This window comes from Pseudoflavonifractor phocaeensis (genome assembly GCF_016901955.1).
GTDB lineage: Bacteria > Bacillota > Clostridia > Oscillospirales > Oscillospiraceae > Flavonifractor > Flavonifractor phocaeensis_A.
The window spans coordinates 58,763-83,705 of sequence record NZ_JACJLC010000001.1 but is presented as its reverse complement, the minus strand read 5'-3'; the positions used below and the strand labels follow the sequence as shown (position 1 = coordinate 83,705).

Genomic DNA, 24,943 nt, shown 5'->3' with positions numbered 1-24,943 from the left:
CAAATGGACATCTCGGCAAGGAGAGTATTCATGAATGATCGATCAGAACGAACCTATGAAAAAGTAGTCAACTACATCCAGAGTGAAATCTGGAAGGGCAACCTGAAGCGAGGGGAGCGGCTGCCGCCGGAGAGGGAGCTGGCGGAGCTGCTGGGCGTAGGCCGTAACTCGGTTCGGGAGGCCCTGCGTACCATGAGCCTGATGGGCTTTGTCTCCAGCGTCCACGGGGCGGGCAACTACCTCACCTGCGACCTGGAGCAGAATCTCAGCGCCAGCTTTCGCATGATGCTGCTGTTGGGAGAGACCAACTATCTCCAGGTCAGCCAGCTCCGCCGGGGTCTGGAAAGCGAAACCGCCCGGCTGGCCGCAGGACGCATCCTGCCCGGCCAGGCAAACCGCCTGATGGACTTGGCAGTGAAAATGAAGGAGGAGCCTGATCCGCTGAAAGGGGGTCAGTACGATCAGGAATTCCACGACCTGATGTGCAACGCCTCGGGAAACAAGCTGATCCAGGCGGTGTTCGGGGCCATGCTGGCCACGGTGAACGACTTTATCACCACGGTCTACCAACGGATCATGGCAGACCAGGAACAGGCCCATGCCCTCCACCAGGCCCACATCCGGCTGGCCGAGGCCCTTGCCAGGCACGACGAGCTGGAGGCCATCCGTGCCACCTTCAATCACTTCGAGGTGGTCAACACCAACATCCAGAAGGACGAGCTGGCCGGCCGGCGTATCTTCTGAAGGGTTGATGCCCACCGGCCGTTTTCAGGAAAAAACTTGCCATCCGCCCCACAATTCGCTATACTTGAATTGCAGCAAGAACAAAAAGGAGACCCCCGGCAGACCCCGGGCCGGGACATTCAGAAGGAGGATAGCCATGAAGAAACGGCTTTTCAGCATATGTCTTGCCATGGCCCTGAGCCTGGGGCTGCTGCCCGGCGCTGCCGGGGCGGAAAGCGGAACCGTTCCATCCTATGACCTGACTGCGGTGGAAGCCCAGTCCCAGAGCATCTTTTCCCGCTGGGCCACCGCGCTGACTTTGAACCGCTCTGTTCTCACCCTCCACGTGGGGGATACCAGCCTGCTGTCCCTGGCCTCCGGCGGGGACGGCTCCGCCGTCACCTGGACCAGCAGCAACGCCATTGTGGCCTCAGTGAACAGCACCGGCCAGGTCACCGCCCGGTCGGCGGGCACCGCCATCATCACCGCCTCCGTGGGAGGCAAGACCGCCGCCTGCCCGGTGATCGTCAGCAAGCTCTACACCAACGACTCCTACCCCTCCGGCGGCTCCGGCTCCACCCAGCTCAACTGGACCATCATTGAGCAGCATCTGCTCAACGGCACCCTGGGCAACACAGTCACCGCCAACCTGTATCTGATCACCCAGCTGCCCGGCTCCGTGCTGACCACCCTGTCCACCCGGGAGGTCAATCTGGTCCTGGCCCTCAGCGACAACCTGAGCTGGACCATCCGGGGCAGCGACCTCACCGCCGGCGCCTCCTTCCCCAGCCTGGACATGGGGGTGAAATTCGGCACCGACACCATTCCCGCCCAGCTGATGGCCACTGTCACCGGAGCCCGGTCCGCCGTACAGATCACCCTGGCCCACTCCGGCTCCTATGGGTTCCCCCTGACCCTCAGCATCCCCATGGGGGCGCAGTACGGCAACTGCTGGGCCAATGTGTACGCCTATGACCAGACCGCCGGCGCCCTGGTCTTTGAGCAGGCCGTGCGCATCGCCGCCGACGGCTCGGTGGCCCTCCCCGTGACCCACGGCGGCCAGTACGCCATCGCCATCGACGACCGGGATCACACCCTCTCCTTCGCCGACGTGCCGGAGGGTGCCTGGTATGAGGACGGGGCGGCCTATGTGTACCGGCGGGGCCTGATGGAGGGCACCAGCGACACCGCCTTCTCCCCCGATCTCACCACCTCCCGGGCCATGATCGCCACCACCCTCTGGCGGCTGGCGGGCAGCCCCAAGGTGAGCGCCCAGACCTCCTTCTCCGATGTGGCCCAGGGCAGCTGGTACAGCGACGCCGTGGCCTGGGCCTCCACCCAGGGGATCATCAACGGCTATGACAACGGCACCTTCGGTGCCAACGATCCCATCACCCGGGAACAGCTGGCTGTCATGCTGTGGCGGCGGGCCGGTTCCCCCGCCCCCTCCGCGGGACTGGAATCCTATCCCGACGGCGCTTCCGTCAGTTCCTGGGCCGCCGACGCCATGGCCTGGGCGGTGGACTTCGGCTTTATCCAGGGGGACAGCGCCGGAGCCATCCGTCCCCAGGGCCAGGCCAGCCGGGCCGAGGTAGCCGTGATCCTGATGCGGTTCGCCGTTCAGACCCAGCTGTGACCCTTCCCGCCGCACCATCCGGATCCTGTCTGCGCAAGGCGACCTATGGTCGCCTTGCGTTCTTTTTCCGGTGCTTTCCCCATTCCTCACCCAGGAGGTCGCCTATGTACGACGTGTTTATCATCGGCTGCGGCATCACCGGCGCCGCGGCCGCCTTCCACCTCTCCCGCTATCAGCTGAAGATCGCCATCGCGGAGCGGGAAAACGACGTGGCCGCCGGCACCACCAAGGCCAATTCCGCCATCCTCCACGCCGGCTATGATCCCCGTCCCGGCACCCTGATGGCAAAGCTCAACCTGCGGGGCGCCCAGCTGGCCAGGGAGCTGTGCGCCGGGCTGGATGTGCCCTACCGGCCCTGCGGCTCCCTGGTGCTGGCCTTCTCCCCGGAGGATCAGGCCACCCTGCGCGCCCTGTATGACCGGGGGCGGGCCAACGGAGTGCCGGAACTGGCCCTGCTCTCCGGAGCGGAGGCCCGGGCCATAGAGCCCAACCTGTCCCCCCAGGTCACCGCCGCCCTGTGGGCTCCCACCGCCGCCATCTGCTCCCCCTGGGAGTACTGTCTGGCCCTGGCGGAGACTGCGGTGGCCAACGGCGCGGAGCTCCGCCTGGAGACCGCCGTCACCGGCCTGGAGCCCCTGCCCGGGGGCTGGCTGATCCACACCGATCGGGGGGATCTCACCAGCCGCTACGTGCTCAACGTCGCAGGGGTATCCGCCCAGGCCGTCCACCAGATGGCCGCCCCCAAGACCTTCACCATCCATCCCTCTCAGGGGCAGTACTACCTGCTGGACAAAAGCGAAGGAAACCGGGTGGGGCGGGTGATCTTCCAGTGCCCCGGCCCCGCCGGCAAGGGGGTGCTGGTGGCTCCCACCGTCCACGGCAACCTGATTGCAGGCCCCAACGCGGTGCCGGTGGCGGGAGAGGACCTGTCCACCACCGCCGACGGGCTGGCCTTCGTCCGGGACACCGCCCTGAAGTCGGTGCCCTCCATCCGCTTTTCCCAGTCCATCCGCAACTTTGCCGGGGTGCGGGCTGCCGCCGATACCGGCGACTTTGTCATCGGCTGGGCCGCGCCCCGGTTCCTGGACCTGGCGGGCATCTGCTCCCCCGGCCTTACCGCCGCCCCCGCCATCGCCGAGTACGCCGCCGGGCTGCTGGAGGCCGACGGCCTTTCCCTGACGGAAAAGCCGGACTTCCTCTGCCGCCGGACCAGGCTCCGGTTCCATACCCTCTCCCCCGCCGAAAAGGCGGAGCTGGTGGCCAGGGAGCCCGCCTACGGCCGGGTGATCTGCCGGTGCGAAACGGTCACCGAGGGGGATATCCTGGCCGCCCTCCGGGGACCCATTCCGCCCCGGTCGGTGGACGGCGTCAAGCGCCGGGTAGGGGCCGGCATGGGCCGGTGCCAGGGAGGCTTCTGCGGTCCCCGGGTGGTGGAGCTGCTGGCCCGGGAGCTGGACCTGTCCCCCGGGCAGATCGTCCAGGAGCGGGCGGGCAGCTGGCTGCTGGCCCGGGAGACCAAGGGAGGGGCAAGCCATGTATGAGCTCATCGTCATCGGCGGCGGCCCGGCGGGGCTGGCCGCCGCCTGCGCCGCCTGGGAGCACGGTCTGCGCCGCATCCTCGTTGTGGAGCGGGACAGGGAGCTGGGGGGCATCTTGAATCAGTGCATCCACAACGGCTTCGGCCTGCACTATTTCCGTGAGGAGCTCACCGGCCCGGAGTACGCCGGACGGTTCATCCGTATGCTGGAGAGCACCGGGGTGGAGGTCCGGCTGGACACCACGGTGCTGGAGATCACCCCCCAGCGGCAGGTCCACATGGTGGGAAAGGAGACCGGCTACCGGGTGGAGGAGGCCCGGGCCGTCATCCTGGCCATGGGCTGCCGGGAGCGCACCCGGGGCGCCATCGCCCTCCCCGGCACCCGGCCCGCCGGGGTGTTCACCGCCGGAGCGGCCCAGCGTTACGTGAATATGGAGGGCTGGCTGCCGGGCAGGCGGGTGGTCATCCTGGGCAGCGGGGACATCGGTCTCATCATGGCCCGGCGGATGACCCTGGAGGGCGCCAGGGTGCTGGCCTGCGTGGAGGTGCTGCCCTACTCCGGCGGCCTGACCCGGAACCTGGTCCAGTGCCTCCAGGACTATGATATCCCCCTCTACCTCTCCCACACGGTCACCGATATCCGGGGCCGGGACCGGGTGGAGCAGGTGGTGGTCGCCCAGGTGGATCAGGACCGCCGGCCCATCCCGGGCACCGAACTGGTCTTTGACTGCGATACCCTGCTGCTCTCGGTGGGCCTCATCCCGGAAAACGAGCTCACCCGCCAGGTAGGCATCCGGATCGATCCCCGTACCAACGGGGCGGTGGTGTTTGAGAATATGGAGACCTCCCTGCCCGGGGTCTTTGCCTGCGGCAACGTGGCCCACGTCCACGATCTGGTGGATTTCGTCACCGCCGAGAGCCGGAAGGCAGGGGCGGCGGCAGCCGACCATGTGCGCGATCCGCTCCGGGGGGAGGGTCCTGTGGTGGAGGTGGCCGCCGGGGCGGGGGTGAGCTATACCGTCCCCCAGCGCATCCGGCCGGACCGGGCGGCGGAGGGCTGCGGTCTCTTTTTCCGGGTGGACCGGGTGCTGGGACAGAGCCGGATCCTGGTCCGGTCCGGAGACCGGCTGCTGGCTGACGTTTCCCGCTCCCGCCTGGCCCCGGGGGAAATGGAGCATATCACCCTCTCCCCCGCCCTGCTGGCCCAGGCCGGGGACAGCATCACCCTTTCCGTTCAGGAGGTGGGATCCCAGTGAAGGAACTGATCTGCATCGTCTGTCCCCAGGGCTGTACCCTGCGGGTGGACGAGGACCATGACTGCGCCGTTACCGGCAACCGCTGCCCCAGAGGGGCGGAATACGGAAAGCAGGAGCTGACCCATCCCACCCGGGTGGTCACCTCCACCGTCCGCTGCGTGGGCGGCCTCCATCCCCGCTGCCCGGTGAAGACCGACCGCCCCATTCCCAAGGAACTGGTATTTCAGGCAATGGACTGTCTGAACAAGGTGACCCTCACCGCTCCCGTCCGCACCGGAGACGTGGTGGTGGCCGACGTATGCGGTACCGGCGCGGCCTTTGTGGCCACCCGGGATCTGTAATGGTCAAGAATCAAAACAGGGGGCCTGCCGCGCAAACTGCGCGGCAGGCCCCCTGTTGACAAGGAGGCGTATTCAGTTCCCTTCAAAAAACGCTCTGGGGTTGGCGGTGAGCATACTGTCCACCGCGGCGGGCTCCAGGCCCCGCTCCTTCAGGGCGGGGAGCACCCGCCGGTGGATGAAGGTGAAGTCCTCTTCCAGGTTGAGGTAGTCGCAGTTCTTGGTGGTCTCCCAGCTGTCCCAGAAAGCCAGATAGGCCGCCAGATCATGGCTGAGGAGAAGGCGATGCCCCCACCCTCTCTCGCACAGCGCCGCGATGGTGTCCACCCGGGGCTCCAACCCCAGGTCCCGGTCGCAGAAACCAAAGCGGTCCATGCCCAGCCAGCAGCCCCGCTCCAGCATGGCGGTGAGATAGCCCAGGTCAGTGGTATCGCCGCTATGGCCCAGGATGACCCGGTTGGGAGACATGCCACAGCTGGCAAACAGATCCAGGATCTCCCCGCCGTTGCAAATGGAGGGGTCGTGGTGGCAGAATACGGGCAGACCGGTCCTGGCTCCCACCCGGCCGGTGGCGTGAAGGATCTTCTGGAGGAGGGGCGTGATGCCTGCCCGGCCCACCCCGGCTTTCAGGATGCCCGGCTTGCTGTCGGTACCCTGGATGCCGTCGGTACAGTCCCCCATCAGCAGGTCATAGATCTGCTCCTCCTCCCGGAAGGCCAGCCAGGGCTCCTCCTGGTAGTAGAAGCCGGTGGAAGCGATGAGGTTCAGACCGGTGCGACGGGCGGTCTCCCGGATCAGATGGATGTCCCGGCCAAGATTCACCGGAGTGCCGTCCACCACGGTGCGCACTCCCATAGCCGCCGCCTTGCCCAGCATCCCCTGGGCCATCTCCAGCACCTTGTCCTCTTCATAGAATCGGGGGCCAAAGTTCATCCGCATAGACCAGTCGGCGCAGCTGATGTGCTCATGCATCAGCACCTGCCCCAGCTCCGCCGTGTCCACCGGACCCAATACGCTCTGGATGTACATGGTCAGTCGATCCCCAGGGCGGAGCGCACCTTCTGGCCGTCAAAGGCGGGGATACCTAACATCTCACGGGCCTGGGCGGGGGTGGCGGGGGTGTTGCCGAAGGCCTTGACAGCGGCCACAGCCCGCTCCACCAGCATGTGGTTGGTGGCCATGATCTTCTTGCCGTTCTCGTCCACGCCGAAGACCACGTTGTCCTCCATGCCTACACGGATGTGGCCGCCCAGGGCCAGCGCCGCGAACATAATGGGCAGATGGCCCTTGCCCACGCCAAAGGCGGACCAGGTGGAACCGGCGGGGATGTGATTGACCAGGTAGAGCAGGTTCTCCACAGTGGCGGGCATGCCGCCCAGCACGCCCAGGCAGAACTGATAGTGGCAGGGTGTGGGCAGGTGGCCCTTCTTCACAAAGTAGTCGGCAACGCCCAGCATACCGGCGTCAAAGATCTCGATCTCCGGCTTGGTGCCCTTCTCCATATACACGTCGCCCAGCTGCTGGAGGAACTGGGGAGTGTTGAGGAATACGCCGCCGGGCATCCAGTTGAAAGAGCCCGCGTCGTAGGAGCCCATCTCGATACCGGCCAACTCCTTGTGGTGGGCCATGCGCTCCTCGTCGGTGGCGGGGTGCTGGGGAGAGGCGCCGGAGGAGGTGCAGTTGATGATGACATCACAGTCCTTATGGCTGCGGATCAGGCGGATAGTCTCACGGAACTTCTCCTTGTCCATGGCGCCCAGGCCGTCGTCGGCCCGCATGTGCAGATGGACCACGGCAGCGCCCAACTTCCAGGCATCATAGGCCTCGTCGGCAATCTGCTGAGGGGTCTCAGGGATCTTGTAGCCCGCGGGAGTAACGGCGCCGGTGAGGGCAGCGGTAATGATGGTCTTTGCCATAGCTGTTCAGCTCCTTAACAGTGTAATATCCTGCTCTTGGGCAGGGAGAGGACAGCGGGAGGCGGAGGCAGCGCCCCCGCCTCCCGCTGTCAATCAAAATTCGTAGTCCTCAGGCTCGTTGCTGTGTTCAAACACATAGGGATTCTCAATCTCGCCAGCCTTGACCTTCTGCCACCACTCGGTAGCCTTTTTGGGCATGGTGCGCCAGGACTCGGCCGTCTGGGGCTCCTCCATATCGCAGGTAGCATAGCGCCAGTCGTTGACACGGCTGATGTACTTCTCGTCCTGCTGGGCGGAGTTCTCATCACCCAGCTCCCCGGCAGCGATGCGCAGCAGGGAACCGTACTGCTCGCTGACAGTGTGCAGCTTCAGGTCCTCCATCAGCAGCTTCTTCAGGGGGCGCTTGGCCAGGTTGGACATGATGGTACGGTTCTCATAGGGCATGGTCTTCCACATCCGGGCGATCTCCCAGGCACGCTCCAGCACCTTGCCCTTGGGCAGGACCTCGTTGACCATGCCCCACTCCAGCATCTGCTGGGCGGTAAACTGGCGGGAGGTCATCATGTAGTAGTTGCCCCGCTTGGTGCCGAAGTAGTGCTGGCACATCAGGCCCATGCCGTCGCCGGGTACCAGGCCGCCCTGGGCGTGGGGCACCTCCATCTTGGTATCTTCGGAGCAGAGAGTGATGTCGCACAGCATGGCGGAATCCCAGTGGAAGCCAGAGCCGGGGATGGCGCCGATGGTGGGCACGTCCAGGTCAAAGATCATGTTCTTGATCAGGTTGGTGTCGTCAAAATACTGGTGCTGGAACCGCTCGGTGGGCAGCTTGGAGTAGGTTTCCCAGCCGTTGGCATCGGACTCGATCATCCAGTTGTCGCCGATATGGGTGTAGATGATGATCTCGTTCTTATAGTCCAGGCTCAGCCAGCGGGTGAGCTGGCTCATGGCCCGGTGGGACATACCACTGTGGTGCATGGGGCCGTTGTTGGTCTTCCAGGTGACCTGCACAATGCCGTCCTCCCGCTTCAGATCAGCAAAATCCTTGAACCACTCTTTGTATTCGTCAAACTCGGGCAGCTTTACGTAATCAGCCATAGGCTTTCCCATGATCGTAACCTCCTGTATCTATTCTTTCGGCAAACCGGTCCTTATTTCTCGTCGGGGCGGTATGGCTTAACGGGACGGCTGGGATCAAAGGGATTAACCTCGCGGCCGGCCTCCACTTCCTTGAACCACTCGATGGGCTTGGTGCGGAACCCGGCCCAACTCTCCCGGGTGGGAGGCTGCTGCATCCAGTCGTGGCAATAGCGCCAGTCGTTGGTCTGGCTGATGTACTTCTCGTCCTGCTGGGCAGCGTTGCGGTCGCCCATATCGCCGGCGGCGATGCGCAGCAGGGAGCCGTACTGCTCGGACACGGTGTGCAGCTTCAGATCGTCCACCAGCAGCTTTTTCAGGGGCCGCTTGGCCAGGTTGGACATGATGGTACGGTTCTCATAGGGCATGGTTTTCCACATCCGGGCAATCTCCCAGGCCCGGGCCATGACCTGGTCCTTGGGCACCACCTCGCTGACCATGCCCCAGTCCAGCATCTGCTGAGCGGTCCACTGGCGGGCGGTCATCATATAGTAGTTGCCCCGCTTGGTGCCGAAGTAGTGCTGGGCCATCAAGCCCATGCCGTCGCCGGGCACCAGACCGCCGTGGGCGTGGGGGACCTCAATCCAGGTATCGTCGGAGCAGATGGTCACGTCGCTGAGCATGGCGGAGTCCCAGTGAAAGCCGGGGCCGGGCAGCACGCCGATGGTGGGTACGTCCAGGTCAAATACCATGTTCTTGATGAGATTGGTGTCGTCAAAATACTGATGCTGGAACCGCTCGGTGGGCAGCTTGGAGTAGGTATCCCAGCCGTTGGGATCGGACTCGGTCATCCAGCTGTCGCCGATGTGGGTAAAGATGATGATCTCGTTTTGGTTGTCCAGGGAAAGGATGCGCACCAGCTGGCTGATGGCCCGGTGGGACATGCCGCTGTGGTGCATAGGACCATCGTTGGTTTTCCAGGTAACCTGGAGAATGCCGTCCTCCCGGTACAGGTCGGCAAAATCCTTGAACCACTCCTTGTACTCATCCAGCTGGGGGAGTTTCACGTAATCAGCCAAAGGCTTACCCATATCAGTTACCTCCAATGATAATTTGTTATATTCAAGTAAGGTTGTTATATTATTCCGCCTGGAAGATCCCGGCGGCGCCCATGCCGCCGGCGATGCACATAGTCACCATAGCGTACTTGCCGCCGGTGCGCCGCAGCTCAGAGATGGCCTTGCAGGAGAGCACTGCACCGGTGGCCCCCAGGGGGTGGCCCAGGGCCATGGCACCGCCGTTGGGGTTAACCTTTTCAGGGTTCAGCCCCAGCTCCTTGATACAAGGGCTCACCTGGGCGGCAAAGGCCTCGTTGAGCTCAATGACGTCCATATCATCAGCGGTGAGGCCGGTGTACTCCAGCACCTTGGGCACGGCGTAGATGGGGCCCAGTCCCATGTAAGCGGGGTCCAGACCGCCCACACAGAAGCCCAGGAAGGAGGCCAGGGGCTGAATGCCCAGCTGGGCGGCCTTGTCCCGGCTCATGAGCACCAGGAAGGCGGCGCCGTCACTGGTCTGGGAGGAGGTGGCGGCGGTGACCCGGCCATTCACTTTGAAGCAGGGCTTCATGGATGCCATCTTCTCCAGGGTGGTGTCCCGACGGATACCCTGGTCCTTGTCAAAAACAATGGGATTGCCCTCGGCGTCCACCCCGGGCAAGGGGATGATCTGCTCGTCAAAGTAACCGGCGTCCTGGGCGTGGGCTGCCTTCTGATGGCTGGCCAGGGCCAGAGCGTCCATCTCCTCCCGGGTGACATTGTACTTCTCGGCCACGTTCTCAGCGGTCTCGCCGTTGGAGATGTACTGAGCAGGATCGTGCTCCACCAGCCAGGGGTCCCGGTCACCGCTCCGATCCAGGGTCATGGGCAGGGCAGTCATGGACTCGATGCCACCGGCCACAATGCAGTCAGCCTGGCCGGCCTCAATCTGCCAGGCGGCCAGGGCCACAGCCTGAAGAGAGGAGGCGCAGAACCGATCCACAGTGAGGCCGCAGGCGGTGTAGGGCAGGCCGGCACGGGCGGCCACCAGACGGGCGGGGTTGAGGCCCTGCTTGGCCTCGGGAATGGCGCAGCCCAGAATCACGTCCTCCACCATGGCGGGATCCAGTTGGGGGATCTTCTCCATTACCCCCTTCAGCACCAGTCCACCCATATCGATGGGGTGAAGTTCCCGCAGAGCGCCTTTCTTTCCGGATTTTGCCACAGCGGAGCGGCCATAAGCCACTACCACAGTTTTGCTCAGAGGTCTTGCCATGTCAGTCTTCCTCCATTTCAATGAGATTGGGAGCCACCAGAAGGGTGGGTTCCACCGCCGCCTGGATCTCCTCCACAGTGTGACCCTTGCGGATCTCGGAGAGCAGCAGCCCCTCCGGAGTCACGTCGATGACGCAGCGGTCGGTGACAATGTGGTCCACACAGTGGATGGCGGTGAGGGGCATGGTACACTGGTTGACCACCTTGGGCGCACCGTTCTTAGTTACCAGATCCATAGCCACGATCACCTTCCGGGCGCCGTTACACAGGTCCATGGCGCCTCCCATGCCAAAGGCCCGGCCTGGAGAGGCCCAGTTGGCCAAATCGCCCTTGGCGGACACCTGAAGGCCGCCCAGCACGGTGGCAGCCAGCCGGCCGGACCGAATCACCCCGAAGGACATAGCTACGTCAAAGGCGCTTGCGCCAGGCACAGGGATAAAGGGGATGCCGCCGGCGTTGACAAAGCGTTCGGTCTTCATCAGCCCCTCCTTCACAGTAGGACCGATGCCGATAAAGCCGTTCTCACTCTGGAAGAACACCCCGTCCACGGCGTAGCTGCCGCACAGGCTGGGGATACCGATGCCCAGGTTGACCACATCGCCGGGCTGGAAGTAGGCGGCAGCCCGCTTTGCGATAAAGTTTCTGTTGTCCATCTGCTTGCCTCCTCCTTACACCAGGATCATATCCACGAACATACCGGGCACCTTGACCTCGTCTGGGCCGATCTCTCCCAGGTCGCAGAAGTGATCGCACTCCACGATGGACAGGTCGGCACAGGTGGCGATGACCGGGTGGGAGGCGTGTCCGCTGCTCCCCCGGTAGGCCAAATTGCCCAGGGGATCAGCCTTGCGGCAGCGGGTAAGAGCCACGTCGGCATGGAGGGCAGTTTCCAGCAGATACTGCTGACCGTCTACCTCAATGATCTGCTTGCCCTCCTCCACCACGGTACCCAGGCCGGTCTTGGTAAGCACGCCTCCTAGGCCCATGCCACCGCAGCGAATGCGCTCGATGAAGGTACCCATAGGGATGAGTTCCGCCTTCAAGGAGCCATTCTGGATGCGGACATTGGTAAGCGGGTTGGTGCCCACGTGGGTAGTGATCATCTTGTCCACCGCCCCCGCCTCGATAAGTCGGCTGACCCCCATATTGGGATCGCTGGAGTCGATGGAATACACGGTCAGATGCCTGGCACCGCTGTCCAGCACGCACTGGATCAGCCGCTCGGGCATATAATGGTTGGTCTGGCCGCCGATGGCAATGATCTGGCCGTCCTTGAAGCTGGCCACGATCTGCTCGATGGTACGTACTTTACTCAGTTCCATGTCATTCTCCTTTGGAGGTTACAGGTTTCAAAAAGCGGGAGAGGATCAGCCCTACCACCGCCAGCACTGCGGCGGTGAGGTAGGCGCCGGTATAGCTGCCGCCTGCCATAGACTTGAAGGTAGTGGCCAGGCTAGGTCCGATGAGACTGGCCAGGCCGAACACCACGTACATCACTCCGTAGTTTTCAGTAATGTACCGGGGCCCGAAGGTTTTGGCGGTAAGTGGGGTGAGGATGGAGGCCAGCCCTCCGTAGCATGAGGCGGCCACCCCCATGAGTATCAGCACCGGCACCTCAGCACCCACCACGGCCAGCAGGCCCATGGACAGTATGCACAGCAGAAAGACCGCGCCGGCGGTGTTTACCAGTCCCAGCTTGTCCGACAAGCTCCCCCACAGGAATCGACCCGCCATGTTACAGGCGGAAAACACGCTGACGAAAATTGCCGCGGTAGCAGAGGAGTAGCCCAGAGATTGCTGGAGAATGGGTGATGCCTGACTGATAACGATGACCCCAGCCACCAGGCCACAGGTAAAAACGATCACCATGATCCAGAAGGTGCCTGTCCTCACCATCTGCCCCCGGCGGAGGTCAGAGATCCCCCCCTGGGTGCCGTTTGGGCTGGGGGCCATAGCGGTCTGGAATCCCTCGGGAGGATCGGCCAGCAGGAGGGAGCCCACCAGGATCACCGCCGCAAACAGAACGCCCAGCACCTGAAAGGCCCGGGTCATGCCTACCCCCTCCATGAGGGCGGCGGCGGTGGGGGCCCACAGGATGGCCCCGGAGCCGTAGGCGGCGGTGCCCAGGCCGGAGGCCATGCCCGACCGGTCGGGGAAGAGCCGCACCACATAGGCCATCATGCTGGGGTAGATAAAGCCCACCCCCAGGCCGGCGATCACGCCGTAAAACAGGTAGAGCTGCCAGAGTTGGGTCATCAGCCCGGTGAGGAAGAGGCCCACCCCGAAGAGCACCGCTCCCACCACCACCCCAAGTCGGGTGGACAGCCGGCGGATCACCCCTCCGAAGATCAGCGGCGCCATGGTGGAGCACAGCACCGTGATGGTGTAGGCTAAGGCCACGCCGGAGTCAGCCCAGCCAAAGCGGGTGATAATGGGGTTCTGGAGCACACTCCAGGCGTAGCCGAAGCCGGCACACACACAAATGACCATGGCGGCGATAAGACACACCCAGCGCCGCCGGGTAAAGGAAGTATGTACAGCAGAGAGATCCATCCGGTCCCTCCCTTACAGCTTCCGGTGGAGCTTGAGCAGTTCGATGAGCATCTGATCCCGGTACTTGGCGCACTCCTCATTGGTGTGGCCTACGTAGTCGGGGAAGTTGGCCATCTCCTTATCTACCCCGGGCTGAGCCACTTCCGCCCAGTTGTCGGGCTGGTGGGTCCAGGAGGCCATGTCGGCCAGCCAGCGGTCGCCGGAATTGCCCAGCATCTGCACCATGCCGGTAAGGCCGCCGGGATTGCCCATCTGCATGATCATGTTGTGCCCGAAGATAGCCCACCGCAGGCCGGGACCATACACCAGCGCCTTGTCTACGTCCTCCACGGAGCACACCCCCCGCATGACCAGGTCCTGTACCTCCCGGTAGAGGGCCAGCTGGAGCCGGTTGGCGATAAAGCCCGGGCACTCCTTCCGCAGAAGCACCGCCTCCTTGCCGATGGACTGATAAAAATCGTAGGCGGTCTGGAGGAGCTCCGGATCAGTCTTGTCTCCGGAGGTCAGCTCCACCAGGGGAATCAGATGGGGGGGATTGTAGGGGTGGGCCCCAACACACCGCTCCGGATGATCGGCCTGAGCGGCAATATCGCTGACCAGCAGGCCGGAGGTGGAGCTGGCATAAATGGCGTCAGAGGAGGCGTACTCCTCCACCTGAGCCAGGATAGACTGCTTGATCTCCAACCGCTCGGGACCGCTCTCCTGGATGAACTGGACACCGGATACAGCCTCCTCCATGGAGATAGTCAACTTTACCTGTCCGGCGATCTCCGCCCGGCGCTCCGGAGTGATAGCCTTGAACTGTTCCAGGGCGTCCAGGCTCTTGTGCATCTGGGCCTTGCTCTTGGCCAGCTGCTCCTCATTGATATCGTACAAGGTCACATCCAGACCCTTCATGGCAAACTGAATGGCCCAGCTGGAACCGATGACGCCGCCGCCCACACAGGCGACCCGCTTGATCTCTTCCGGTCTCATGGTTGGATCTCTCCTTTCACTGTGTGACCCGGCGGCTCGCCCCGCCGGCAGGCTGACTCGTATGGGAGAATAGAGCCATACCCCCGGGAAAGCCGGGGCTTTCAGGGGGGAAGGTGACTCTGTTCTCTGGACCTCCTCGGCCTTTGACCGATAGGTCCGGCATTCGCCGGGGTGTTGAGGGATACACCCCGGCGAATGCCTATGGGATGAGGGAATTGGGTTGAAGGGTTTGATTCAGGGAGTGGAGCACTCAGCTCCGATGATAACGGAGGTCTACCGCCGTGCGCACCATCTCGTCCCAGTCGGAAAAGTTGGTGCTCTCCTTGACAAAGCTGTTGAGCAGCAGAGGGGCGTAGACAATGGTGTTGGCCTTCCAGTTGACCATCACCGCGCTGGAGAACCGGAACCCGTCGAAGTCGTCAAAGCGGGTGTGCTGCCGCATGAACTCGTCAGTGAATACGTCCTCCAGCAGCTTCATCAGCTCCGGACCGTTGGCCAGGGACACGTAGCCCTGATTACTGTTTGCTTCCATAGAACTTCTCAGCCTCTTTCTCCACGTAGGAACGCCAGGCGGGGGCGTCGATCTCCATCCGCTCCCGGATCCAGCCCATCTGCTCGGGCTTGCCGGTCATGGCCTCCTTGCGGAGGACGGACATGTACAGGGAGCCCTCTCCGGGGGGGCACCCCTGCAGGAAGAAGGCGTTGGGGTGATCCTTCAGGTGCTTGCGGGCACAGTTGCCGTGGAGCATAATCTTCTCGTCGGGGGTGTCGGGGGACAGGGTGTTCTTGCCGCCGGCCACGATGACCAGATCCTTATTATCGTCATACACGCCGATGGCCTTCAGGGTCTCCATATTCAGGGTGAGCAGAGCCTGACAGCTGGAGCAGGCGCCCTCACAGTGGACCTCGTACTCCGGCCAGCGGCTGCGGATGTCCTCCAGATAGGGCACCCACATCTTGGTGGAGCAGGCGGCCAGATCGTCGCCAATGACCTCGATCTTGTCCCGGTCGGTGGTGCCCAGGCCGGCCTCCTGGGCTACCCGGAAGTAATCCACGCCGTCGGGATCGATGCCTACCAGCTCGCAGGCAATGCGGTCCAGGGCCACGGGATCATAGGAACCCATGACACAATCCACCTCGATGGGCACGGGGGTGTGGGGGGAGTAGCCGCTGGCAGCATGCATCACGTCCATAATGTTGATGTCGGCCCGGCAGGCCCACCACACGTCCATCATAGCCATGGTCAGGTTCTGCTGATGCATCTGCACGTGGACCTGGTCCTGCACCACGCCTTTGATGTTCTTCAGAGCACCGGAGAACACCATGCTGGCATGGGCCTTCAGGATGGGCAGGTTGATGATGTGCTCGGCCTCGATGAGCAGCCGGGGCAGCTTTACGTGGCTGATGTTGGAGCGGTAGCCGCGGACAGCCACATTGATCAGGTCTTTGTCCCGCTTGATATCGACCAGCTCCACGCCCTCTTCCCGGGCCACGTCAGCGATGCCGCAGGCCTCGTAGCACTCGATGGTGTCGCAGCCCACAGCGGCGGCCTCAGCGATGATGATGCGCTTGGGGTTGGCCTTCTTGACCTCACGGATGACCGCGCGGACAGTGTCGGGGCTGGTGCATACGGCGTACTCCGGGGGAGCCGCATGACCGGCGTTGGGCTTGAGCACCACAGTGGAGTTGGGCTCGATCATTTTGGTCACGCCGCCCAGCATGTCAAAGACCCGGGTGACGTTTTCCTGGGCATCCTTGCCATGGGCCAGTGCCACGGTAGAGTTCTTGCTCATAGGGTTACCTCCTTGTCTTTCTTACGGCCGCTTACCGCTTGTGCGCGGCCATATAGTCCTGATCGTATTTATGGTCCTGCAGGGCCAGGATCAGCAGGATGGAAATAAAGGACAGCACGGCGAAGACAACGTACGCGGCGCTGATGCTGTGGAATATGTTCTGCACGATGCCATTGACAGCGAAGTTGCACATATAGATGATGCTTGTGATGGGGAAAACCACGCTGTTGACCTTGGCATAGCCCACCCGGCCAAACACGGAACCGGGGATGGAATTCATCAGGTTGGGGGCGGCAGCGCCCAGGAATCCGATGATCACCAGGGATACCCACACCAGAGGCATGACGCCGCTGATGTTAAGCAGCAGGGCCACTACATACAGCCCGCCAGTCAGCACGCCAGCCTTCTTGACGCCTAGCTTGAACACGATGCGGCCAAAAATCACAGAGCCGATGACACCGATGACGGCGATGGCGCTCATCACGCCGGTGGCCAGGGCCTGGCTCATGCCCACCTCCATGTTGCGGCCCACCAGCTGGGTCATCAGACCCATCTGCACCAGCATCAGCAGGCCGGTAGAGAACACGCACAGCCAAGTCTCCTTGGTACGCAGCAGCTTACCCACGGTCCAGCCTCCGTCAGAGGCCTCGGGGGGCTTGGTGGAGTAGTTGGCCTTGAACTCAGCCTCGGTCACGTTGTCTGGATAGAGGCCCCGTTCGGTTGGGGTGTTGCGCAGCAGCACCGTGCCGATGATGCCGACGACAACAGCCACAGCGCCACAGATGATGGAGCTGGTGGCGATGCCGAGGCTGCCCACCAGTACGGTCAGCAGCGGGACGAAAACCATGGTGCCGAAGTTGGAGCCCATGGCCACCACGCTCATGGCCTGGCCCTGCTTCTTTGGAAACCACATGGCCACCAGGGTGCCAATACCCACAAAGGAACCGGCACTCAGGCCGCCGCCCACGCAGCACATGGCAATTAAGTACATCGGCACGCTCACAGCGTTGCCGGTGGCGATATGGCCCAGACCCGCCAGGATCAGGCAGCCGGCCGCCACCTTACTGGGACCGATGCGCTGGTTGACCTGACCCGCGATCAGGGCAATGATCACGCCGATGATACCGGCAACGGAGTTCATGCCCAAGATCACGCTCTGATCCACGTTCAGTCTGGCGGCCACGGCGGGGGCAATGACATTGGTGCCGTCGGCGAAGAAACCGCCGTTGCTGAAGAAGATCAGGAAGCCGAAGATCAGCAGAAACCAACCCCAGGCTCCGAAACCTCGCTTGTTTTGTTCCATACTTTCACATTCCTTTTGCACACAGTCCTTTGGGCCGGGGGTACCGCCCGCGCCCGCATTTGAAGTTCTGCCCCATGTTCCGGAACGCCCTGAAGCGATTATCAGTATAACCTTTACAAGTAAATTAGAAAAATATATAATATTTACAGCAGTATAAACAACTCATATACTTACCCGGAGGATACTTGGCATGGAACTTTCACAGCTTCGATACTTTACCGCCGTGGCGCAGTTGGGGAACATGTCAAAGGCGGCGGAAACCATGTTTGTCTCCCAACCCAACCTGAGCACCTCCCTCTCCCGTCTGGAGGAGGAGGTGGGCGTCCCCCTCTTTGAGCGCCGCCGGGGCAAGATCATCCTGAACCAGAGCGGCGAGTGCTTCCTGCACCATGTGGAGCAGGCCCTGGCCACCCTGGACAAGGGCATCCAGGAGGTACGTGGCCTCAACGTGGGCCGGTGTGAGCCTCTGTCCATTGCCTGCATGGTGGACGACACCATCCTCCTTCAGCAGTTCCTGCTGGAAAACCCGGATATCATCCTCAACCACCAGCGGGCCGACCTGCCTACCATTACCGACATGCTGGAACGGCAGGAAGTGGATCTGGCCTTTACGGTGCTGGAGCCCTCCGGAGAAAACCTGGCCTTTGAGCGGCTGTACGAGTGTCAGTTCATGCTCCTGCTCAACAAGGCCAACCCGCTGTCCCAACGAACCAGCCTCAGCCGGGATGAGTTGGCTGGAGAGCATCTTGCCATCGACGGTTCCCGGGTCAACAAAAATACCTTTTACGCCGCCGAGGGCAAGATGGGTAACACTCCCATCATCGACTACGATGTGCGCCATCTGGATCTGCTGCTCTCCCTGGTGGAGCTCAACCGGTGCATCTCCATCGTCCCGGCCATCAAGTATCGGGAGCTGGTGCTGACCGGTAAGGATGAGGGATTGGTATGCCGCCCTTATACCGATGGAGCCCCAGTGGCCTACTTTGGCATCGCCTACAACATCCGCAAGCCACTGAACGCCCAAGGCAAGCGATTCCGGGACTTTGTGCAATCCTACTTTCGGAGTATCGATCTGGAATACGAGACTCTGACCCGCCAGCTTAACGATGAACTGTAACCGAACCGCAAAAAACGAGGCGCTGTTCTGAACAGAACAGCGCCCCGTTTTTTATATTTATTCCGTTGTGCATATCTGGCCACCTGTCTCCGGCCCCCTCAAGGCGGCGTAGGTACGCCGAATGAGAAACAACGCCACCAAAAAGGTAAGCAGATCAGAATACCGGCATGGAGTAGAGCACCCCGTCCAGCCCGAAAAACAGGGGAAGCAGTAGGGCAAAGCCCACACCGAATACCACCTCCCGCACCATGGACAGAGCGGGGGAGGCTGCCGCCCTTCCCATAGCCTGGAGGAAAATGAAGCAAGCCTTATTCACACAGGCCAGTACCATCAGGCACAGATAGGTACGAAAAGCCCTGACGGCAAAGTCAGTGTAGCAGGCGCTCTCGTTGGCCGCCCCAAAGATAGCGATTAACTGCTGGGGAAAGCCTTCCGCCAGGACGAACCCCACCAATCCTACCGTCGCCTCTGCCAACAGCAGCATGGTAAGCAGGGTCTTTACCCGTTGCTGCTTCTCCGCGCCAATGTTGAACCCCACGATTGGGATACACCCAGCGGCCATACCCACCACCACTGAGATAATAATCTGGAAAAATTTCATGACGATACCCACTACTGCCATGGGGATCTGGGCATACTGAGCCTGCCCAAAAATGGGGTCGGCCGCCCCATAGACCCGAAGCATATTATTGATAGCCGCCATGGCTGCCACCAAGGAAATCTGGGAGAGGAAGCTGGTAATCCCCAGCAGCAGGGTCTTCCCCCACACCCGACGGCGGAACCAAAAGTCCCCAGCGGCGGGTCGGATAGTCTTCATCCGCAGCGCCAGGTACCACACCGCCAGAGCGGCTGTCAGTATCTGTCCCAACACGGTGGCTACCGCCGCTCCCATCATCCCCCACTGAAAGTTAAAAATGAACACCGGGTCCAGAACGATGTTTACCGCCGCTCCTGCCAGGGTAGAAGCCATGGCGAACCTCGGGCTGCCGTCGGCTCGAATCACCGAATTCATGGCCTGGCCAAACATGTAAAAGGGGATACCCAGAGTAATATAAAAGAAATACTCCCGAGCGCACTGAAAAGTTTCCTCATTTACGGTTCCTCCAAACAGGGAAATAATTTGAGTCTGAAACAGCAGATAGACTATTGTCAACGCCAAACCGCTTCCCAGACTCATGACCACCGCACCCCCCACGCTTGCCCGTGCGGTTTGGGAATCCTCCCGCCCCAGGCAAATGCTCACAAAGGCGCAGCAGCCATCCCCCACCATTACCGCAATGGCCAGAGCTACCACTGTCAGGGGAAAGACTACCGTGTTGGCCGCATTGCCATAAGAGCCCAGGTAGCTGGCGTTGGCAATAAAGATCTGGTCCACGATATTGTACAGAGCTCCCACCAGCAGAGAAATCACACAGGGTACGACATACCGCCCCATCAGCTTTCCCACCGGTTCAGTTCCCAGGAATTGATTGGTCTGTTCCAAAAAAAACCTCCCAGATATGATCTTTTTTCCATGTAAAAAACGCGCAGCCCCCACGCAACCGGAATTACGCATGAGAGCTACACGTTGTAATCTGATTATAACCAGTTTGGTCCAAATACGCAAAGGAACTTTTAAACAAATAAACAAAAACATTTATTGCGGCAACAGGAAAAATTCCATCCAATAGAGGCCGCACAGCAGGCAGAAACAGCTTTTCTGTTCCATAGGCGGCCACAGTGTGAAGCCAGCTTGACGATTTTAGGCCAATATGTTATTCTTATATTAAATTTATTATAATTTTGGGTGATTTTTGAAAAATTTGCGCATTTATGTGCAAATTTTGCGCTGGCAATAGAATGGGAGGGCAACCAACATGCTGAGGATCGCGGTATGCGACGACGATCAGGAGCAGTTAGAACAAATATCCAGGATGCTCCGCGCCTATCTGCTGGCCCGGCCGGGCTTGGATGGAACGGTTACTGTCTTCTCCGACGGGGAGACCCTGCTGGCGGGGTCAGGCCAGAACTTCGATCTGTGTCTGCTCGACGTTCTCATGCCCGGGTGCAACGGGATTCAGACCGGCCTCGCCCTGCGTGCCCTGGGGAAGGACTGTCAGATCATCTATCTGTCCGCCTCCGATGAGTATGCGGTGGAAAGCTATGAGGTGGGGGCTTTTTTCTATCTGCTCAAACCCGTTGAGCCGGAAAAGCTCTTCCAGGTGCTGGACCGGGCAGTGGACAAGCTGGACCGGCGACGGAATCAAGCGGTAATGGTACAGACCGCCGATGGCGTCCGCCGGGTGCTGCTGGCAAACATCCGCTATGTGGAGCGGACCGGTCGAAGCATACGATACCACTGTACCGACGGGACCGTGGACTCCCGGACCATCCGCACCGCTTTCCGGGAAGCTGTCGCCCCCCTGTTGACCGATCCTCGCTTTGCCCTGTGCGGAGCCAGCTTTGTACTGAATTTTCAACATGTTACCGCTGTCCAGGGCCAGGCCGCCCAGCTGGACGACGGCAGCTCCGTGACCCTGCCCCGGACGTCTGCGGCCGACTTCAAGCGGGCCTGGGGGCAATATTGGCTGGAGGAGAGCCCTTCATGCTAGAATTGCTGATGCTGGAGTATATGACCGGGATTGGCATGACCATCGTACAGCTGTTTCTGGACAGCCGCTATCCCAGGCGGCAAACCATTCTGGTATTCTATAGCACTACGATTCTGATCATGGCGGCGGTAGCCGGGCTGTACTGGATCTTTGGCCTGGATGCTGTCTTTCGCAGCTATCCCCTGGTGGTTCATCTTCCGTCCTTGCTGCTTCTCTTAGCACTCAGCCGCCATCGTGGATGGCGGCTGGTTTTTCAGTTTTTATCCTCTTTCCTGTTTTGCGTGTTGATTCAGCATGGCGCGGGGCTGATTTTTTACCTGTCCGGCAATTGCATCTTGGCATTGGGCCTGGCCTATGCCGTACTCACTGCGGGGGTGATCTGGTTTCTCCTCCGGTTTCTGCGCCCTCTGTTTCTTCGTGTCCTGCCGGAACTTCGCCAGGGCTGGTGGCTTATGTGTCTGGTCATGGCCGTCTATTACGGGATTATCTTCTACCTGATTCCAGGTTATGTGGGCTTTTCTTTGCCCAGCACGATCCTCAAGCCCGCCATCTCCCTCTTAATGGTTGGCTTCTATTGGATCCTGATCTATTTATTCTCCACCAGCCGAAAGGAGGCCGAGGCCAGGCACAGCGCCCAGCTGTCTGCGTTGCATTTGTCCGCCCTGCAAAGCCGAATGGAGGCAGTGAAGTCTGCCGAGGATGCTGTCCGTACCCAGCGCCACGACCTGCGCCACCGGCTCCAAACCGTCACCCAGTTGGTGGCCCAAGGAGACCAGGAAACCGCCCTGGCCTTTCTGAATGCCGCCCAAAGGCATCTGGATGAGCAAAAGCCGGTGCGTTGGTGCAAGTCTCCGGTGCTGGGCGCAGTCTGCGCCTCCTACTTTGATCAGGCCAGGCAGCAGGGCATCCGGGTGGAGGCCAGGCTGTCCCTTCCGGAGGCCCTTCCCGCAGAGGAGGCGGAACTGGCCATCGTTCTGGCCAACGCTCTGGAAAACGCCATCCACGCCAATCTGGAGCTTCCGCCGGAGACGCGAGTGATCCGGTGCAGGGCAGTGAGCAGCCCAAGCGTCATGCTGGAGATCTCCAATCCCTGCAACGGCCCGGTCACCTTTGACGACCGGGGCCTGCCGGTAGCCCGGCGAGAGGGGCACGGCTTGGGCAGCCAGTCCATCGCCGCCTTCTGCCAAAAATATGGCGCTGTCTGTCAGTTCAACCAGAGCGACGGCTGGTTCCGGCTGAGAGTGATTCTGTAAACGAGCACATAAACAGTCTGTTGCGACATCGTGCAACAGACTGTTTTTCTGACTGCTATCAGGTCACGGCTTCTGGGTCAGCAGCTCCAGAGCGGTTTCCAGCTGAGCGTCGCCCTCCTCGGTCAGATAGACTTCCGCGTCCAGGGTCAGCCCGGTACCGATGAGGGAGGTACCGTTTCCGGTAAAGTAGGCCCCGGTGGAGATAGCCATGGCTCCTCCATGAGGGAGGGCAAAGGTCTGCTGGGAGTAGCCCTTACCGCTGGTAGGCTCGCCCACAATAAGCGCCACCCCCCACTCCTGGAGCTCGGCGGCAAAAAATTCGGCAGCGGAATAGGTATTGGCATTGACCAGCACCGCCATGGGGAGATCCACGCAGGAAGCATCCGACCAGGTGACCTCCTCATTCCCCGCCTTGTCTCTGGTGATGAAGATAGGCCCTTCAGGCAACAGGAAGTCCAGCATATCGGTGAGCTGGGTGAGATAGCCGCCGCCATTGTTACGCATATCGAACACCAGGGCGGTGGCTCCCTCCTCCTGAAGCCGGGTCACCTCTTCCTCCAGCCGGTCGGCGCTATGGTCATAGAAATTGGCCAGAGCCACATAGCCCACATTGTTTTCCAGCATTTTGGCGGTCACCGGGTCGTTGTCCAGGCTGGCCCGCACCACCTCCACGGTGCGGGAAAGGCCGTCGGCTCCAGTGACCTCCAGGGTGACAGCGGTCCCCTCCTCCCCCTGGATACGCTCAGCGCCCTCATATTTGGCCTCTCCCGCCAGGGAGAATCCATCCACAGAGGTAATGATCTCCCCTACCTGGAGCCCCGCCGCTTCCGCCGGGCCCCCTTCGGTCACCGTTACGATCTTCAGTCCGGCCTCTTCGGTATAATCCACTGTTACTCCAATACCCACATACTGGTTGGTGCGGCGCTGGTTCTGGGCGGCCAGTTCCTCCGCCGTCAGGTAGTAGCTCCACCGGTCGCCCAAACCCTCTACCATACCCTCCAGGGCGGAGTCCACCATCTCGGTCTGGTCATACTCCCCCACAAACCGGCTGTTCACCAGGTACAACCCCTCCAGCAGGGAGAGCCCGGCGTTGCCAAAGAGGCCCCAGAACACCGCAACAAGGATCCCCCCTGTCAGCAGTGCGGTCAGCGGGATCAGGATGATAAGATGGATCCAGGAAAATCTCTTTTTGGTCATGTTTGTCCCTTCCTTTCCGGAGGATAAGATGATATGCAGCAGGGCGGAGGGAATTCTCCCTCCGCCCTATGTATCGTTCTTACCATGGATGGGTCAGGCTCAGGTTGGGGAATTTAGCCTCCGGGTCCACCCGGGTATAGTTGTCCCGCACCTCAAAATGGAGGTGGTTTCCAGTAGAGCTGCCGGTAGTGCCCACATAGCCGATGACCTGGCCCTGAGTTACCATTTCACCCTCGCTCACCGCCCGGGCGCTCATGTGGGCATACAGGGTGGAGTTGCCGTTGCCATGGTCAATGACCACATAATTGCCGTAGGAGTAGTGATAGGCGGAGGTGACCACCTGGCCGCTCTTGGAGGCCAGGATAGGCGTACCACCGCTGGCGGGGATATCAATGCCGGTATGGCTGTGGGCTACACCGGTGATGGGGTGGATGCGGTAGCCAAACAGAGAGGACAGGCTATACCAGCCGGGCAGGGGCCACAGATACCCGGTCTCGGAACTGATGGTGACGTTGTTCTGCTTCCGCTCCTCCTCCAGCTGCTGCTGCTTCTGGGTGATCTCCGCCTGGATCTCGGCGGCGGCGGCGCTTTCCGCGTCCAGTTGGCGGTTGACCTCCTCCACGTCGGCGTTGATCTGCTCCACCAGGGCCTGGGCCTCAGCCACCTTGGCCTGCTGCTCAGCCTGCTTGGCCTCCTGCTGCTCCTTGGCGGCCTGCTCCTCCGCCCGGGCGGTCTCCAGGTCAGCCTGGAGCCGCTCCAGCTCTTCCCGGGTGGCAATGAGCTCCTCCATGATTTGGTTGTCCCGCTCCATCACCGCGTCCACGTCGGCTACCCGGTCCAGCAAGTCAGAAAAACTTTCAGCATTAAAGAGGATGGACCAATAGGACACGGTACCCTCTTCCTCCATAGCCCGTACCCGCTGGCAGAAGAGCTCGTACTGTGCGGCCTCCTGGGCCTCCACTTCCTTGCGCTCTTCCTCCTTCTGTGCGATCTCTTCGTCATAATAGGCGATCTGGGCGTTGATGGTATCGATCTCGTCATTGATGGCTTCCAGCTGCTGGGTAAGGATCTGCCGCTGCTCCTGGGCGGCAGCCTGATCCTCCTTCGCCTCGGCCAGTTCCTCCTTCAGCTCCTCCTGCCGGGCCTGGCTGGCGGCCTGCTCTTCCTTCAGGGCGTCAATCTCACTCTGGGTCACCGCCCCCACGTTCTGCACGATCATGCTGAAGATGGGCAGAAGCAGCAGCAAGGCCATGGCCCCGGCCAGCACGCCCACGAAGATCCGACGGCTATCTATCTTCTTCCCCTTACTTCTTGAGGTGGAATTTCCTTTCTTGCCACGATATGCCACGTTTTATCTCCTTTTCATGTA

Annotated in this window: 22 protein-coding genes and 1 pseudogene; 8 read left to right on the top strand and 15 right to left on the bottom strand. The window is 61.4% G+C overall.

Annotation, left to right across the window (positions count from 1 at the left end; translation table 11 throughout):
• Positions 1-30: 30 nt before the first annotated feature.
• The 5 genes from H6B51_RS00405 to H6B51_RS00385 all read left to right on the top strand — a co-directional run bounded on the left by H6B51_RS00405 (position 31) and on the right by H6B51_RS00385 (position 5,493).
• Positions 31-744 (top strand): FadR/GntR family transcriptional regulator, encoded by a 714-nt coding sequence (locus H6B51_RS00405; RefSeq protein WP_204881794.1) that lies wholly within the window; start codon positions 31-33, stop codon positions 742-744.
• A gap of 136 nt (positions 745-880) precedes the next feature.
• The gene (locus H6B51_RS00400) at positions 881-2,359 is read left to right on the top strand and encodes an S-layer homology domain-containing protein (RefSeq protein WP_204881793.1); all 1,479 of its coding nucleotides are present in this window, start codon (positions 881-883) and stop codon (positions 2,357-2,359) included.
• 104 nt (positions 2,360-2,463) lie between these two features.
• The gene (locus H6B51_RS00395; protein WP_204881792.1) at positions 2,464-3,900 is read left to right on the top strand and encodes an NAD(P)/FAD-dependent oxidoreductase; all 1,437 of its coding nucleotides are present in this window, start codon (positions 2,464-2,466) and stop codon (positions 3,898-3,900) included.
• Positions 3,893-5,152 (top strand): NAD(P)/FAD-dependent oxidoreductase, encoded by a 1,260-nt coding sequence (locus H6B51_RS00390; RefSeq protein ID WP_204881791.1) that lies wholly within the window; start codon positions 3,893-3,895, stop codon positions 5,150-5,152. The genes H6B51_RS00395 and H6B51_RS00390 overlap by 8 nt, the downstream gene beginning before the upstream one ends.
• The gene (locus H6B51_RS00385; protein WP_204881790.1) at positions 5,149-5,493 is read left to right on the top strand and encodes a DUF1667 domain-containing protein; all 345 of its coding nucleotides are present in this window, start codon (positions 5,149-5,151) and stop codon (positions 5,491-5,493) included. Before H6B51_RS00390 ends, H6B51_RS00385 begins: the two co-directional genes overlap by 4 nt.
• Positions 5,494-5,565: 72 nt before the next feature.
• On the opposite strand, the gene H6B51_RS00380 is transcribed toward H6B51_RS00385, so the two are convergent.
• The 12 genes from H6B51_RS00380 to H6B51_RS00325 form a co-directional block, all read right to left on the bottom strand.
• Positions 5,566-6,519 carry a phosphotriesterase family protein gene (locus tag H6B51_RS00380; RefSeq protein WP_204881789.1) on the bottom strand — a complete coding sequence of 318 codons (954 nt, stop codon included), beginning with the start codon at positions 6,517-6,519 and terminating at the stop codon, positions 5,566-5,568.
• A 2-nt stretch (positions 6,520-6,521) separates the two neighbouring features.
• Entirely contained in the window at positions 6,522-7,406 is an 885-nt protein-coding gene (locus tag H6B51_RS00375; protein ID WP_204881788.1) for a beta-keto acid cleavage family enzyme, read from the bottom strand.
• 93 nt (positions 7,407-7,499) lie between these two features.
• Positions 7,500-8,513: an enoyl-CoA hydratase/isomerase family protein gene (locus tag H6B51_RS00370; RefSeq protein WP_204881787.1), complete on the bottom strand. Its 1,014-nt coding sequence runs from the start codon at positions 8,511-8,513 to the stop codon at positions 7,500-7,502.
• 41 nt (positions 8,514-8,554) lie between these two features.
• Positions 8,555-9,571: an enoyl-CoA hydratase/isomerase family protein gene (locus tag H6B51_RS00365; protein WP_204881786.1), complete on the bottom strand. Its 1,017-nt coding sequence runs from the start codon at positions 9,569-9,571 to the stop codon at positions 8,555-8,557.
• Between the two features lie 49 nt (positions 9,572-9,620).
• Entirely contained in the window at positions 9,621-10,793 is a 1,173-nt protein-coding gene (locus H6B51_RS00360; protein WP_204881785.1) for a thiolase family protein, read from the bottom strand.
• 1 nt (position 10,794) lies between these two features.
• Positions 10,795-11,445 (bottom strand): CoA-transferase, encoded by a 651-nt coding sequence (locus H6B51_RS00355; protein WP_204881784.1) that lies wholly within the window; start codon positions 11,443-11,445, stop codon positions 10,795-10,797.
• Between the two features lie 15 nt (positions 11,446-11,460).
• Positions 11,461-12,114: a CoA transferase subunit A gene (locus H6B51_RS00350; protein ID WP_204881783.1), complete on the bottom strand. Its 654-nt coding sequence runs from the start codon at positions 12,112-12,114 to the stop codon at positions 11,461-11,463.
• A 1-nt stretch (position 12,115) separates the two neighbouring features.
• Positions 12,116-13,345: an L-lactate MFS transporter gene (locus H6B51_RS00345; RefSeq protein WP_204881782.1), complete on the bottom strand. Its 1,230-nt coding sequence runs from the start codon at positions 13,343-13,345 to the stop codon at positions 12,116-12,118.
• 12 nt (positions 13,346-13,357) lie between these two features.
• The gene (locus tag H6B51_RS00340) at positions 13,358-14,320 is read right to left on the bottom strand and encodes a 3-hydroxyacyl-CoA dehydrogenase NAD-binding domain-containing protein (RefSeq protein ID WP_204881781.1); all 963 of its coding nucleotides are present in this window, start codon (positions 14,318-14,320) and stop codon (positions 13,358-13,360) included.
• Positions 14,321-14,570: 250 nt separating this feature from the next.
• Positions 14,571-14,852 (bottom strand): hypothetical protein, encoded by a 282-nt coding sequence (locus tag H6B51_RS00335; protein ID WP_204881780.1) that lies wholly within the window; start codon positions 14,850-14,852, stop codon positions 14,571-14,573.
• Positions 14,836-16,113 (bottom strand): DUF362 domain-containing protein, encoded by a 1,278-nt coding sequence (locus tag H6B51_RS00330; RefSeq protein WP_204881779.1) that lies wholly within the window; start codon positions 16,111-16,113, stop codon positions 14,836-14,838. Before H6B51_RS00330 ends, H6B51_RS00335 begins: the two co-directional genes overlap by 17 nt.
• Before the next feature lie 31 nt (positions 16,114-16,144).
• Positions 16,145-17,416, bottom strand: coding sequence for an MFS transporter (locus H6B51_RS00325; RefSeq protein ID WP_204881778.1), 1,272 nt, complete (start codon positions 17,414-17,416; stop codon positions 16,145-16,147).
• A 190-nt stretch (positions 17,417-17,606) separates the two neighbouring features.
• Between H6B51_RS00325 and H6B51_RS00320 the strand changes: the two genes are divergently transcribed.
• A complete protein-coding gene (locus tag H6B51_RS00320) occupies positions 17,607-18,533 on the top strand; it encodes a LysR family transcriptional regulator (protein ID WP_204881777.1) in 927 nt (308 codons plus the stop codon).
• A 57-nt stretch (positions 18,534-18,590) separates the two neighbouring features.
• On the opposite strand, the pseudogene H6B51_RS00315 reads toward H6B51_RS00320, so the two are convergent.
• Positions 18,591-20,016: pseudogene (locus H6B51_RS00315) on the bottom strand (MATE family efflux transporter).
• A 373-nt stretch (positions 20,017-20,389) separates the two neighbouring features.
• Between H6B51_RS00315 and H6B51_RS00310 the strand changes: the two are divergent.
• Both H6B51_RS00310 and H6B51_RS00305 read left to right on the top strand, forming a co-directional pair.
• Entirely contained in the window at positions 20,390-21,124 is a 735-nt protein-coding gene (locus H6B51_RS00310; RefSeq protein WP_204881776.1) for a LytR/AlgR family response regulator transcription factor, read from the top strand.
• Entirely contained in the window at positions 21,118-22,377 is a 1,260-nt protein-coding gene (locus tag H6B51_RS00305; protein ID WP_204881775.1) for a sensor histidine kinase, read from the top strand. The genes H6B51_RS00310 and H6B51_RS00305 overlap by 7 nt, the downstream gene beginning before the upstream one ends.
• A gap of 63 nt (positions 22,378-22,440) precedes the next feature.
• On the opposite strand, the gene H6B51_RS00300 is transcribed toward H6B51_RS00305, so the two are convergent.
• Together H6B51_RS00300 and H6B51_RS00295 are read right to left on the bottom strand one after the other, a co-directional pair.
• The gene (locus H6B51_RS00300; protein WP_204881774.1) at positions 22,441-23,574 is read right to left on the bottom strand and encodes a S41 family peptidase; all 1,134 of its coding nucleotides are present in this window, start codon (positions 23,572-23,574) and stop codon (positions 22,441-22,443) included.
• Between the two features lie 79 nt (positions 23,575-23,653).
• A complete protein-coding gene (locus tag H6B51_RS00295) occupies positions 23,654-24,922 on the bottom strand; it encodes a murein hydrolase activator EnvC family protein (protein WP_335342075.1) in 1,269 nt (422 codons plus the stop codon).
• Positions 24,923-24,943: the final 21 nt, after the last annotated feature.

Coding starts and splice junctions, on each gene's coding strand:
- H6B51_RS00370 (WP_204881787.1), bottom strand. CDS start 8,513: ATGGGAAAGCCTATGGCTGATTACGTAAAGCTGCCCGAGTTTGACGAA.
- H6B51_RS00300 (WP_204881774.1), bottom strand. CDS start 23,574: ATGACCAAAAAGAGATTTTCCTGGATCCATCTTATCATCCTGATCCCG.
- H6B51_RS00325 (WP_204881778.1), bottom strand. CDS start 17,416: ATGGAACAAAACAAGCGAGGTTTCGGAGCCTGGGGTTGGTTTCTGCTG.
- H6B51_RS00405 (WP_204881794.1), top strand. CDS start 31: ATGAATGATCGATCAGAACGAACCTATGAAAAAGTAGTCAACTACATC.
- H6B51_RS00305 (WP_204881775.1), top strand. CDS start 21,118: ATGCTAGAATTGCTGATGCTGGAGTATATGACCGGGATTGGCATGACC.
- H6B51_RS00340 (WP_204881781.1), bottom strand. CDS start 14,320: ATGAGACCGGAAGAGATCAAGCGGGTCGCCTGTGTGGGCGGCGGCGTC.
- H6B51_RS00365 (WP_204881786.1), bottom strand. CDS start 9,571: ATGGGTAAGCCTTTGGCTGATTACGTGAAACTCCCCCAGCTGGATGAG.
- H6B51_RS00330 (WP_204881779.1), bottom strand. CDS start 16,113: ATGAGCAAGAACTCTACCGTGGCACTGGCCCATGGCAAGGATGCCCAG.
- H6B51_RS00320 (WP_204881777.1), top strand. CDS start 17,607: ATGGAACTTTCACAGCTTCGATACTTTACCGCCGTGGCGCAGTTGGGG.
- H6B51_RS00350 (WP_204881783.1), bottom strand. CDS start 12,114: ATGGAACTGAGTAAAGTACGTACCATCGAGCAGATCGTGGCCAGCTTC.
- H6B51_RS00360 (WP_204881785.1), bottom strand. CDS start 10,793: ATGGCAAGACCTCTGAGCAAAACTGTGGTAGTGGCTTATGGCCGCTCC.
- H6B51_RS00400 (WP_204881793.1), top strand. CDS start 881: ATGAAGAAACGGCTTTTCAGCATATGTCTTGCCATGGCCCTGAGCCTG.
- H6B51_RS00395 (WP_204881792.1), top strand. CDS start 2,464: ATGTACGACGTGTTTATCATCGGCTGCGGCATCACCGGCGCCGCGGCC.
- H6B51_RS00310 (WP_204881776.1), top strand. CDS start 20,390: ATGCTGAGGATCGCGGTATGCGACGACGATCAGGAGCAGTTAGAACAA.
- H6B51_RS00380 (WP_204881789.1), bottom strand. CDS start 6,519: ATGTACATCCAGAGCGTATTGGGTCCGGTGGACACGGCGGAGCTGGGG.
- H6B51_RS00375 (WP_204881788.1), bottom strand. CDS start 7,406: ATGGCAAAGACCATCATTACCGCTGCCCTCACCGGCGCCGTTACTCCC.
- H6B51_RS00390 (WP_204881791.1), top strand. CDS start 3,893: ATGTATGAGCTCATCGTCATCGGCGGCGGCCCGGCGGGGCTGGCCGCC.
- H6B51_RS00355 (WP_204881784.1), bottom strand. CDS start 11,445: ATGGACAACAGAAACTTTATCGCAAAGCGGGCTGCCGCCTACTTCCAG.
- H6B51_RS00345 (WP_204881782.1), bottom strand. CDS start 13,345: ATGGATCTCTCTGCTGTACATACTTCCTTTACCCGGCGGCGCTGGGTG.
- H6B51_RS00335 (WP_204881780.1), bottom strand. CDS start 14,852: ATGGAAGCAAACAGTAATCAGGGCTACGTGTCCCTGGCCAACGGTCCG.